At 38.8% G+C, this 12,407-nt stretch carries 11 protein-coding genes; 9 read left to right on the top strand and 2 right to left on the bottom strand.

The window, feature by feature from the left end; genetic code table 11:
- The first annotated feature begins 84 nt into the window (after positions 1-84).
- The 7 genes from CSV80_RS03235 to CSV80_RS03205 all read left to right on the top strand — a co-directional run bounded on the left by CSV80_RS03235 (position 85) and on the right by CSV80_RS03205 (position 9,604).
- A complete protein-coding gene (locus tag CSV80_RS03235; protein ID WP_099669668.1) occupies positions 85-1,488 on the top strand; it encodes a cytochrome ubiquinol oxidase subunit I in 1,404 nt (467 codons plus the stop codon).
- The gene (cydB, locus tag CSV80_RS03230; protein ID WP_099669568.1) at positions 1,475-2,491 is read left to right on the top strand and encodes a cytochrome d ubiquinol oxidase subunit II; all 1,017 of its coding nucleotides are present in this window, start codon (positions 1,475-1,477) and stop codon (positions 2,489-2,491) included. Before CSV80_RS03235 ends, cydB begins: the two co-directional genes overlap by 14 nt.
- The gene (gene cydD, locus CSV80_RS03225; protein WP_099669567.1) at positions 2,491-4,212 is read left to right on the top strand and encodes a thiol reductant ABC exporter subunit CydD; all 1,722 of its coding nucleotides are present in this window, start codon (positions 2,491-2,493) and stop codon (positions 4,210-4,212) included. Before cydB ends, cydD begins: the two co-directional genes overlap by 1 nt.
- Positions 4,209-5,945 (top strand): thiol reductant ABC exporter subunit CydC, encoded by a 1,737-nt coding sequence (gene cydC / locus CSV80_RS03220; RefSeq protein ID WP_099669566.1) that lies wholly within the window; start codon positions 4,209-4,211, stop codon positions 5,943-5,945. The genes cydD and cydC overlap by 4 nt, the downstream gene beginning before the upstream one ends.
- A gap of 392 nt (positions 5,946-6,337) precedes the next feature.
- On the top strand, positions 6,338-6,880 hold the full coding sequence (locus CSV80_RS03215; protein ID WP_199083917.1) for a hypothetical protein: 543 nt from the start codon (positions 6,338-6,340) through the stop codon (positions 6,878-6,880).
- 60 nt (positions 6,881-6,940) lie between these two features.
- Complete coding sequence (locus CSV80_RS03210; protein ID WP_099669565.1) at positions 6,941-8,083, top strand: MPP10 family protein; 1,143 nt, start codon at positions 6,941-6,943, stop codon at positions 8,081-8,083.
- Between the two features lie 174 nt (positions 8,084-8,257).
- Entirely contained in the window at positions 8,258-9,604 is a 1,347-nt protein-coding gene (locus CSV80_RS03205) for an arsenic transporter (protein ID WP_143560456.1), read from the top strand.
- A gap of 489 nt (positions 9,605-10,093) precedes the next feature.
- Here CSV80_RS03205 and CSV80_RS03200 read toward each other — a convergent pair whose 3' ends face one another.
- Positions 10,094-10,477 carry a DedA family protein gene (locus CSV80_RS03200; protein WP_099669563.1) on the bottom strand — a complete coding sequence of 128 codons (384 nt, stop codon included), beginning with the start codon at positions 10,475-10,477 and terminating at the stop codon, positions 10,094-10,096.
- A gap of 4 nt (positions 10,478-10,481) precedes the next feature.
- On the bottom strand, positions 10,482-11,261 hold the full coding sequence (gene asd, locus CSV80_RS03195) for an archaetidylserine decarboxylase (RefSeq protein WP_099669562.1): 780 nt from the start codon (positions 11,259-11,261) through the stop codon (positions 10,482-10,484).
- A gap of 56 nt (positions 11,262-11,317) precedes the next feature.
- Here asd and pssA point away from each other — a divergent pair, with 56 nt between their 5' ends.
- Both pssA and CSV80_RS03185 read left to right on the top strand, forming a co-directional pair.
- Entirely contained in the window at positions 11,318-11,851 is a 534-nt protein-coding gene (pssA, locus tag CSV80_RS03190) for a CDP-diacylglycerol--serine O-phosphatidyltransferase (protein ID WP_099669561.1), read from the top strand.
- Between the two features lie 107 nt (positions 11,852-11,958).
- A complete protein-coding gene (locus tag CSV80_RS03185; RefSeq protein WP_099669560.1) occupies positions 11,959-12,378 on the top strand; it encodes a hemerythrin domain-containing protein in 420 nt (139 codons plus the stop codon).
- Positions 12,379-12,407 lie beyond the last annotated feature (29 nt).

Raw genomic sequence — 12,407 nt, 5'->3', positions numbered from 1 at the left:
ATCGTACATAGTTCACGAACTAATTTTCGTTCTGCGTTATTCTAGGTAGTAGAAAGACAGTTCGAAAGGAGATCAACAAAAATGTTGGAAGAAGTCTTATTAGCGAGAATCCAATTCGCCTCTACTACATTGTTCCATTTCATTTTCGTCCCTTTGTCCATCGGCCTAGCACTGATTATAGCGATCATGCAAACGATGTATGTAGTGAAGAAAGATGAAATCTACTTGAAAATGACGAAATTCTGGAGTGTGTTTTTCCTGATCAACTTCGCGATCGGTGTAGTGACCGGAATCATTCAAGAGTTTCAATTTGGGATGAACTGGTCGGCTTACTCTAGATTTGTTGGAGACATCTTTGGTGCTCCACTAGCTGTTGAAGCTTTACTAGCATTTTTCTTGGAATCTACGTTTATCGGAATTTGGATCTTCGGTTGGAATAAGCTACCGAAGAAATTACATTTAGCTTGTATTTGGTTAGTATCTATTGGAACGGTCATGTCCGCATTCTGGATTTTGGCAGCTAACTCTTTCATGCAAAATCCAACAGGCTATGTATTACAAAATGGCCGTGCGGAAATGAATGATGTAGTAGCCTTGCTGATGAATGAAAAATTATGGGTCGCGTTCCCGCATACGATTTTCGGAAGTTTTGCTACAGGTGCATTCTTCGTGGTCGGTGTCAGCGCGTGGTATTTGATCAAGAAACGAAAAGTAGACTTCTTTAAAAAGTCTTTGACGATTTCATTAGTCGTCGGTATGTTGTCAGGTCTCGGTATTGCGTTTACAGGTCACGCACAAGCTCAATACTTAATGCATGCACAACCAATGAAGATGGCTGCGGCAGAAGCGCTATGGGAAGATAGTGGAGATCCGGCAGCATGGACATTGTTCGCAAAGATTGACGTGGAAAATCGAGAAACAACTAAACGACTTGATATACCTTATATGTTGAGCTATTTAACATACAGTGAGTTTAAAGGGAAAGTACAAGGTATGAACGCATTGGAACAACAAATGATTGAAAAGCATGGGGAAGGGGAATATCTTCCACCTGTTAAAACGACATTCTGGAGCTTCCGTATAATGGTTGTCACAGGCGGTACGCTACTTGGATTAGGCGCACTTGGTTTGTTCCTACTGTTCCGAAAGAAAATTATGGAGTCCGTTTGGTTCTTACGACTTCTAATAGTGGGGATTTTCCTACCGTTTATAGGGAACTCATTTGGTTGGATTATGTCTGAAATGGGACGGCAGCCATGGGTAGTAAATGGCTTAATGAAAACAGCTGATGGAATTTCACCGAACGTCTCAGCAGGGCAGATTCTATTTTCACTTATTTCGTTTTCTACCATCTATACGATTCTAGGTATCATCATGGTCGTATTGTTCGTGAAATTCATCCAGCGTGGTCCGGAAGAACAGCCAGAAGAGGATGTATCGGCAACAGATCCGTTTGAAACAGGAGGTGCAGGACATGCCATTAAGTGATATTTGGTTCATATTGATCGCTGTCCTATTCATAGGATTTATCTTCTTAGAAGGATTTGACTTCGGTGTCGGAATGAGTACGAAGTTCTTAGCACGTAATGATTTGGAAAAACGGGTTGTCATGAATACAATTGGACCCGTTTGGGATGCGAATGAAGTATGGCTGATTACTGCGGGTGGTGCGATGTTCGCTGCATTCCCACACTGGTATGCGACCGCTTTTAGTGGTTTCTATTTACCATTTGTTGTCTTGTTACTAGCCTTCATCATACGAGGTGTAGCATTCGAGTTTCGTAATAAGGTCGATTCGAAAGCTTGGGTCAAGACATGGGACTGGGCGGTGTTCATCGGTAGTATCTTACCTCCATTCCTATTTGGCGTATTCTTCACGAGCTTAATTCGTGGATTACCGATTGATGGAGATATGAACATGTATGCAAGCTTTACGGATTTCATAAATGTCTACACAGTTATTGGTGGTGTGACATTTGTTCTGTTATCGTATCTGCATGGTTTGCTGTTTATCGGCTTGAAAACTGTAGACGAGTTACGAGAGCGTGCAAATGCAGCAGCACGTAAAGTGTACGCATTGACTGGTGTATTCCTCGTATTATTTATCATCTTTACGTATTTGGATACAGATGCCTTTACAGATCATGGAGCTATTTTAATTCCGATGTATAGTTTGGCGGTTGTATTATACGGATTACTGTTCTTCTTCTTGAAAACAAAACGAGAAGGACTGAGCTTTACGATGACTGGTCTAGTGTTAATCATTGTCATGGCAAGCTTTTTCATCGCGCTATTCCCGAATGTGATGATCAGTTCAATGGATCCTGCATTTAATATGTCGATTGCAGATGCAGCTTCAGGAGACTATTCATTGAAAATCATGACGATCGTAGCGTTTACTATGGTGCCAATCGTTTTGGCGTATACAATATGGAGTTATTACGTGTTCCGTAAACGGTTGACAGGTGATAAGGAGCATCTAGAATACTAATGGATAAATACTTGCTTCAATACAAAGGAAGTAAACAAGTGATGGTATTGATTGGACTACTTACTGTAGTTCAGTCAATCGCCATTGTTTTTCAAGCGATCTATTTAGCAAAAGCGATTACACAATTGTTCCAAGGTGCAGACTGGAGTGAAGCACTTCGGTCATTTGTGATTTTTGTCGTAGCAAACAGTCTACGTCATGTGATCCAATGGGCGAAGGAACGTATTTCCTATCGCTTTGCCGATCTAACAGCAAAGGATTATGAGCAACAATTATTGAAGAAGATTTTTGATCTTGGTCCTCAAGTAGTTGGGAAATATGGTTCTGGACATTTGGTGACACTTGGTTTAGAAGGTGTCCCGAAGTTCAGAAAGTATGTGGAATTGCTTATACCGCGGACGTTAGCGATGGCTATTGTTCCGTTTGTCATTGTGGTATATGTCTTTACTCTAGATATTATGTCGGCTGTGACACTCATTATAGTTTTGCCGATTCTGATCATTTTCCTAATTCTGATCGGACTCGTTTCTAAGAAGAAAATTGATGAACAGATGGATACGTACCGCTTACTTTCAAGGCACTTTGTCGATTCATTACGGGGAATTGTGACACTGAAATACTTGGGGCGTAGCCGAGCGCATGAGCAGTCTATTGCTATAGTCAGTAATAAATATCGTATTGCGACGAATCGATCATTGCGCTATGCGTTTCTGTCTTCATTTTCATTGGATTTCTTTGCAAGTCTTTCTGTAGCGGTAGTGGCGGTTGAACTTGGTCTGCGATTGATCAATGGACAGATTCTTCTTGAACCGTCTCTTGCTATTTTGATTTTGGCGCCAGAATTTTTCTCGCCTGTTAGAGAGTTAGGGAATGACTTCCATGCGACAGCTGACGGCAAGGATGCAAGCTTACAAATCCACAATATCTTAGAAGAGGAAACAGTTGTTCAGCCAGTGATGGTTTCACCGATTGCTGCTTGGAACGACGTGTCGAAGATGGAATTACGCAATGTCGAAGTCAAAATTAATGAACAAACAATTTTTGAAGGTTTGGATTTAGAGTTACAAGGATTCACAAAAGTAGGCGTCATTGGTCATTCAGGAGCGGGGAAATCGACACTTATTGATGTCTTATCAGGTTTCACACTACCAACTGATGGAAGTTGCATACTGGACGGACAAGTATTACCGCACCTAGCGACCGCTGATTGGCAAAAACAAATTGCCTATATTCCACAACATCCTACGATTTTCCCAGATACTGTCATGGGAAATATTCGCTTTTATGAACCAGATGCTACATTGCAGGAAGTACAAAAGGCAGCGGAGCGTGTGGGTCTTGATCAGTTGATCGCAACTTTCCCGGCAGGTTATGAAGAACGGATCGGAGCGGGTGGAAGAGTTCTGAGTGGCGGTGAAGAACAGCGGATTGCGCTCGCTCGTTCGTTACTGCAACGTCGTCAAATTTTATTATTCGATGAGCCAACTGCTCATTTGGATATTGAAACAGAGCATGAATTAAAGCAAATGATGTTACCGCTTCTGGAAGATAAACTCGTGGTGTTTGCTACGCATCGGATTCATTGGATGCGGGAAATGGATACCATCGTAGTACTAGAAAATGGTAAAGTAGTGGAAACGGGCTCTCACGAACAATTATTACAGAACGACGGAGCCTACTGTCGTTTGCTTGAAGCGCGTGGAAGGGGGCATGCTGTATGAACTTGTATCAACAACATATACTTCCCTATGCCCGTAAATATAATAAAACGATACTATCGACTATACTGCTTGGAACGCTGACCATTCTTTCGGCGGCGATGTTGACCTTTACGTCAGGCTATTTAATATCCCGTACATCAGAAAGGCCTGAAACGATATTACTTGTTTATATTCCAATCGTCGCAGTTCGGACATTCGGTATTTCACGTGCAGCTTTACGATATGTAGAGCGTTTGCTTGGCCATAATGCCGTATTGAAAATTATTGCCGATATGCGGGTACAGCTTTATCACGTACTGGAGCCGCAAGCATTATTTATTCGTTCCCGTTTTCAAACGGGTGATTTACTTGGTGCACTAGCGGATGATATTGAACATTTACAGGATGTGTATATTCGTACGCTGTTTCCTACGGTCATCGGTTTATTCTTATTCAGTTTCTCTGTAATTGTATTGGCTGTCTATGATTGGAAATTCGCGCTCATCATGGCCTTGTTACTAGCTATCGTGACGTTTGTTTATCCAATGCTTTCACTTTATATGATGAAGAAAAATCAGCTGCAATCAAAAAAACTTCACAGTCAATTGTATAATACGATGACAGAAGGTATTTTTGGTTTGCGAGATTGGATCATTAGCGGCAGAAAAGAGCAATTTCTTGCTTCATTTAAAGAAGAAAGCCATGCGAGTCATGCCGTTGATAAAAAACTAGCGTATTGGCAACAATCGCGTACGATGCAATTGCAAATTTTCTCTGGACTACTTGTCTTAGTCGTCGGTATTTGGGCAGGACAGCAAGCAGCAGCCGGTTCGTTGGCACCCACGTATATCGCAGCATTTACATTGGTTACGCTGCCGATTTTAGAAGGCTTGATACCTGTTTCATTCGCGATCGAACGTTTACCTGCTTATGAAGCTTCTTTGCAGAGGATTGACACTATTCATCAGCAAAACATTGCAGAGGAACAAATCGCAATGGAGCTAGGTAGTGTAGATGAAGCTTTTATAGTTCTCGACAATGTCAGTTATCGTTATGAAGGCCAGAAAGAACATGCAGTACAGAATATTTCGCTTGCAATTCAACCAGGCGAAAAAGTTGCAGTACTTGGTAAGAGCGGCGCAGGAAAATCCACTCTTATACAGTTATTATTAGGCACTGTGCAGCCGACAAGCGGACAAGTACATGTCAATGAACAATCTGCATCTCTCTACGGTGACTCTATTTATGAAATCATGAGCGTCTTGAATCAAAAGCCTTATCTATTTGCCACAACAGTTCTGAATAACATAAAACTTGGCGACGCATCCGCTACTTTAAAAGACGTACAACTGGTAGCTGAACAAGTCGGTTTGTATGAGTATTTGGAATCACTTCCTGAAGGTTTGAAAACTCAAATGGAAGAAACAGGACAACGCTTCTCGGGTGGAGAGCGTCAACGGATTGCACTGGCACGAATTTTATTGAAACAAACGCCAGTTGTCATTTTGGATGAGCCGACTGTTGGATTGGATCCAGTAACAGAGCACTCTCTTGTAGAAACACTTCATCACTCTCTAGAAGATAAATCGGTCGTATGGATTACACATCACTTAATGGGCATGGAGAAAATGGATCGTATTATTTTCATGGATCATGGTGAAATTATTATGCAAGGAACCCATGAACAATTATTGAATGAAAGTGAAAGGTATCGTAATTTGTATGAGTTAGATACGATATCACTTAAAAATTAGAAAAGGCTACCAGTTTAAAGATCTGGTAGCCTTTTTCATGTTCCTTTGCTCTAACCTATTCCTAACTTTCCAGATTTACTAGAAGAACATGAACTAGTATAACAAGAACTGCCATTACATTGATTTTCTACACTTGTTCCCTCGCTAGATGATGAATACCTTCTTTTACTTTAATAAAATTTAAATCCTTCCTTTATCAGATATACACTATCCTATTCACTATGTAAGGAAATGTGTATGTATCAATATTTTAAGTAGAAGTAAAAAATTAATATAGACGAATGGTGAAGAAGTTAAAATGAAACTAAAATTTAAAATGGGCGAATGACCTAACCTGACTATACCTAAGTGACATATAGATAATAGGACACCACAAAGGAGGCTACAATAGAATGAATAAAGAGACGTTAAATGCATTAGTAGGTAAGGTAATAAGAGTAGATCGAGGAGGACCAGAGTCACGAATCGGAAAGTTATTAGCGGGTAATGAAGAGTACTTAACACTTTTAACGGAGAATGACGGAATTGTCTACTATAAAACACATCATATCAAAAGTATTACAAATAACTCAAAAAATGAAATGTCCATTAATGTAGAGTTGCCAGAGGGTTTCACCCTGATTGATGAAGTAGATTTTCCAGGTGTATTGAAAAAGCTTGAATATCAATGGGTGAAAATTAATCGTGGTGGACCCGAAACTTTAGAGGGTGTTGTAAAGGAAGTAACGAATGATTTCATTGTCATTGTTTTTAATGAAGAAGTCATTCGACTTTCCATGTTTCATATTCGAAACGTTAGTCATGGAGTAAAAGTAGAACGTCAAAAAGAAGATAAAGATAAAGATAAAGATAAAGATAAAGATAAAGATAAAGAAGAAAGTGGTGGAAAAAAAGAAAAAGTTGAGAAGAAAGAAAGTAACGAAAATAAAGAATAAAGTGACTGATCATCTCTTCTATAAAGGAGAGATGATCACTTTATAGAGGAGGTGCGTTAATTGAAGACTAATAATTCCGGAGAAATTTTCCGAAATTTTACTGGCTATAGGATTTACGTATCGCTTTCATATGGTAAACCTATAGAAGGGTTACTTATTGGCTCACACCAAGAATATATACTGATGGTAGTTGATAGATCTATTATGTATATTTTAATTCCATCTATTATATCAATCACTAAGAACACAAAAGACCTTCGTAGTACAACATATGAAGGGGATTATGAAGTTCCTCGTATGTTCGAGCTACGTGAGCAGTGGGTTTCGGTAAATGAATTTAGTAAACAGCCTATGTATGGAGTATTAAGTGAAATCGAAGAGTCATATATTCTATTAATAAATGAGGAACAGTTACAATTGATTCCACTATCCTCCATTGAAACTATACGCAAGGGAAGTAGCAGTCTAGAGCGAACGATTGAATCTATTCGCAAAAAGGTGGAGGAAGAGCAACCGATTGCTGCAGAAGTAGTAAGTAATGATAAAGATAATAAAGCTGAAAAAATAATTAAAGAAGCTATCATACAATCCAGCGCAAGTATTGAAAATACTTATAAACCAGTTAGTACTTATGATAAGTCTCTTGATGTAAAAGTAGTAGATATAAACGTGCAGGATGAGACTTACAATCAAAATGAAATCTTGATCGAAGAACATAAGGTACTTCCAATTAAAGAGATTCGAGTATTAAATAACGGCTCGTTTAGAGCTCTCATGGCGGAGGCAAATAGTGATTTGAAGCAAACTATTTCCACTGTTGAAAGTGAAGAGGACATTGAACATGTTAATATGAAAAATCCTCCAGCGAATAGAATAGGAAACGAAACGTTTCTGCCATGTATTGACTGTTTGCAAGATTCACATGAGAAAAAATCAGTAGATGGATCTCTGGACTTTCTTCCTCAACAAGAAATCGAGAGTTTGGAAATTATTAGTCACACTGATACGCAAAAGAGTTCTGAAGAACAGAAGGCTATGTTAGAAAAGCAATACTATGCATTGATGAAGCACGCAGCAAAGAATTCATGTTCGTCTAATTTTCATTATGAAAATGAATCGATAGAAACAGTCGTTACGGAGGGACAGTATACCGCACTATTAAAGCATGCGGCTGATATGCACCGCACTATTATATCCAAATAAGATAACGTTGAGCAGTCCAAATAAGGGATTGCTTAGCGTTTTTTTGTATTTATCTAAAGATAATTGAAGTATGGACTAACGACTCTACGATCGACTTGTTGTCCGAATATACATACAAGACAGAAGGAAATATGTAAGAGATTTTAGGTGGAAAGGAGTTGAGACACAGTGACTATGCAAATCATATTCACTTCTATAGTATTCTTATCGACGATGCTTGTCATCTTTTGGCGACCCAGAGGAATAAATGAAGCATGGCCTGCTACTATTGGGGCGGTACTTATTCTTGTCATGGGAATTGTATCAAGTACCGATTTGCTTGATATTATCGATAAAGTTGGAGGGGCTTCTGTAACGATAATTTCAACTATTGTAATGGCTGTTATATTGGAGAGCTTCGGTTTTTTTCACTGGGCAGCCATTAGACTCGCCTCATTTTCCAAGCAGTCAGGCTACCGATTATATTGGAACATACAATTGTTATGTTTTCTCATGACATTACTGTTTAACAATGATGGTAGTATATTAATTACAACACCAATACTACTTTTACTTTTAAAACATTTGCAATTAAAAACGGAACAGCAAATCCTTTATTTGTTAAGTGGTGCATTAATCGCAACAGCTTCCAGTGCTCCGATTGGTGTTAGCAATATTGTAAATTTAATTGCGTTAAAGATAGTAGATTTGTCGCTTTGGATGCATACAGCCATGATGTTTGTACCCGCTACAATCGGATTGCTTTTTATGTCAATGTTAATGTTCGTTGTTATTCGGAAAAAATTACCGCGAACTCTACCGGATACAATCTATATAGAAAAGATATTCGAGGAGGAGTATTTTAAAAAGTTGCATCGGCACAATTTGTTTACTAGTGATAAAGGTCGCACATTCTTTATGTTGAAAATTTTGTTTTTTGTTTTCTGTATGCGATGTATGTTGTTTGTTGCATCGTATATTAATGTGCCGATAGAACTTGTTGCAGTCCTGGGATCCATAGTATTACTCGTTTGGCGTTGGATACAATTAGGAATCTCTCCTTGGGATATTATCAAAAAAACTCCTTGGCACATACTCGTCTTTGCGTTTTCCATGTACATCATCATCTATGGATTGCATAACGTCGGTTTAACTGAATTACTAGTTAGCTGGGGTGAACCAATTGTCAATCAAGGGTTACTATCGGCAAGTATTCTAATGGGTGGAATCGTATCCGTACTGTCTAATATATTCAATAACCATCCCGCGTTAATGATAGGTACAATAACGTTGACCGAAATGGGTATTGATCCCATTACGTTAAAAACCATCTACTTGGCTAATATTGTTGGAAGTGATATAGGTGCATTACTGTTGCCAATTGGAACGCTAGCTTCACTCATTTGGTTCAGTATTTTGCGTAAGCACGGCATTGCAGTAAAGTGGAGAGACTATACTAACATCTCTTTCAAAGTGATCCCAATCACCACAATCGTAACTTTATTTTTATTATACTTTTGGATTAAACTCGTCTTTAGTTGAGATGAATCACTTACTTTTTCATCAGAGACATACATTTAATCAGAATTAAATATTGTGTTACTTCCAACTAGCTTATTTAACCGTATGTAATTGGAGAGATAGTAAGAAAATATAGATAATTTATTAAGAAAAAACTCAAAGGCAAGCCGTTTACTAGGTTTGTCTTTTTATTCGGGAAATTTCACCGTGCACGTGACAAAGTAATGGAAGATTACATGCCATAAATAGTAAATGATAAAAGAGGTCAAACTTATCTAAAACGACAGTTTGATGTGATGCACTACTTTTCAGCGATAGGTTTCATTACACTTGAAGGTAAGGTTATTTGAGATAAAGGATGCGTGTTAGAAGTGAGGAAAAAGCATTGTTAATCAACTATGCCCTCTGCCTTCATCTAACTATTGCTTAGAAAAAAGGTAGATGAATGAAATAGCCGAGTAACAAGCAAATTGTAGTTGAGACGATTACGCCGGGTATAGCAAACGAGACCTATCGTTTAATACCCATCTCGCTCATACCCGGAACAAAGTATCCGAATGTCACCGTCCAGGAGCCATAGTTTATAAACCATCGCTCAATCTTATGCATATGATGTGGCGTAAGGAATAAGTAATTTCCAACATAATGAATCAATGGTTTACCAAGTTTTCTGCCAATCATATAAGTAAATAAAGTGCCGACGATAACTGCATATAGTGTGAAAACAATTGTGAATACAAACAGGAATGTACCTGCTGAAGTTAAATAACCGGCGAATGCTACAAGGACTTCATCGGGCGTATGAAGCCCGAAAATACCAAGAGCCAAAAAAATATAGAAAGATCGCCATACTGCACTATATATTCTTGAAGATGTTCCATCTGAAAACCTCATCTACTTAAGATTGCCACTCTCCGATCCTATCACCAACTTGAACTTCTGTAAAAGACACTTCTTCTGGCTTGAATGCGTCATTCTGTTCAATGAATAAAATAACAGTGGATCCAAATGCAAAATGACCAAAATCTTGACCTTTTACACAAGTAGATTCAGAATTCGCAATGCGGACACTGTTTACATTTAAGGCACCAACCTTGACGATTGCTACATGTCCAAAGTCAGTTGAGAGTTCCGAAATGACTCGATGGTTGGAAGAAAATACGTCGTTACGCATACGAATTCCTAAATCATTTACCGGATACGAGGTAGAACCTAATGCATAGCGATTTACTAGCGTTCCGGAAATAGGATAATGGAAATGATGATAATGTCTGGGAGAAAGATAGAATAGATAATAATAGCCATTCGTATAGCGAGAGGCTTTATCTGTGTCACCAAGCAGTGAAGCTAGACTGTATGTTTTATCTTTCACACTAAATTGTTGTTGTGTATCGAGAATGCCTGAGTCGCTCAACACACCGTCAACTGGAGAGATTAAAGTCTTTCGATTGCTATCAATCAATCTTTTGCCAGTCTGTAATGAACGAGTAAAATAGGCATTGAGACTAGTATATTGTTCAATTGGGTATTCCGCTTCGTCTACTTGAATATGATAGAACGACGCAAAAGGCTTAATTAGCGGTTTGCTAATGCGTGAGGTAGTTACTTGTTTAAGCAAAGCCGAAATGACCGGTGATCCGGTTAATTCAACAAATGATTTAAAAATACGTGTTTTCATCTTTTCTTCCTTTCATTAAAAGCATATACTAAAGAAGTGCACGAGGAGGCCGAATCTTGTTTTCATTTAGATATTTTGATTATACTAAACTCAAATCCCAATTGGCGAATATCATAACACTTTTTAATTTGTGTTTAGGGATTATAGCGATTTTACTTGTGCTTCAAGGTCATGCACATATGAGTTTGATGTTCATATTCTTCGCTGCATTATTTGATCGGTTCGACGGAATGGTAGCTAGGCATTATCATGCAGAGTCGGCATTTGGTAAAGAACTTGATTCACTCAGCGATTTAGTTTCATTCGGTGTAGCGCCTGCTATTCTACTCTATGACACCGCGTTGACTGATACGATGTGGATTGGTTTGTCCGCTGTGATTTTTTATATTTTAGCAGGCGCAGTCCGTTTAGCCCGCTATAACGTAGAAGAGTTCGATGGTTCCTATTATGGCATGCCTATAACGGTAGCTGGTGTTTTACTTACCTTGAGTTATTTTGCAGTTCCGTATTTGATTGCACCTTACTTTGTGATTTATATGTGCATACTCGCATGGCTTATGGTTAGTCGTATTCGTATAGCGAAAGTGTGAAAAGTGTCTTACAGAGAATGATTCTGTGAGGCTCTTTTCATTATATGAAGCTGTCACTGACTCAAGAATTCTGTTATGCTTAAGGAAAACTAGAAGGAGTGGTCCGTATGTCAGGTCCCGCATTAAGACAGCTTCATTCACATAGAGCGATTCATGAAGGTGGACTTTCTGGAGCCATAATGAAAACAGATGAGCTAATAGAATATGTAGAACAAGGTGAAACAGAAATGGCTCAGCAAACTTGCGATCATTTACTAGATTATTGGAAGACGCGTGTTATTAGTCATGCGGATGCCGAAGAAGAAGGTTTTTATAAACAAGTAATGGAAGACAAGCCAGAGCTGGAGCGAGATATTATCCAGCTAACACGCGACCATGATTTGATGCGAATACTCATTACAGACATTGAGGCGTTACGTGAGGAAAATTCAACCGTGACAACTGAAATTATGCAGAAATTTAACGGCTTGATTGTAGTGAATGAATTACATAGCCGAGAAGAAGAGCGCTTATTATTTCAATCATAAAAACTAATGACGTAGGGAAGGGGGTGGCG

The organism is Sporosarcina sp. P12(2017) (assembly GCF_002743035.1).
GTDB classification, from domain to species: Bacteria; Bacillota; Bacilli; order Bacillales_A; family Planococcaceae; genus Sporosarcina; species Sporosarcina ureae.
This window is presented reverse-complemented; position numbering and strand designations above follow the sequence as displayed.

Coding starts and splice junctions, on each gene's coding strand:
- cydB (WP_099669568.1), top strand. CDS start 1,475: ATGCCATTAAGTGATATTTGGTTCATATTGATCGCTGTCCTATTCATA.
- cydD (WP_099669567.1), top strand. CDS start 2,491: ATGGATAAATACTTGCTTCAATACAAAGGAAGTAAACAAGTGATGGTA.
- cydC (WP_099669566.1), top strand. CDS start 4,209: ATGAACTTGTATCAACAACATATACTTCCCTATGCCCGTAAATATAAT.
- CSV80_RS03215 (WP_199083917.1), top strand. CDS start 6,338: ATGAATAAAGAGACGTTAAATGCATTAGTAGGTAAGGTAATAAGAGTA.
- CSV80_RS03205 (WP_143560456.1), top strand. CDS start 8,258: ATGCAAATCATATTCACTTCTATAGTATTCTTATCGACGATGCTTGTC.
- CSV80_RS03200 (WP_099669563.1), bottom strand. CDS start 10,477: ATGAGGTTTTCAGATGGAACATCTTCAAGAATATATAGTGCAGTATGG.
- asd (WP_099669562.1), bottom strand. CDS start 11,261: ATGAAAACACGTATTTTTAAATCATTTGTTGAATTAACCGGATCACCG.
- CSV80_RS03185 (WP_099669560.1), top strand. CDS start 11,959: ATGTCAGGTCCCGCATTAAGACAGCTTCATTCACATAGAGCGATTCAT.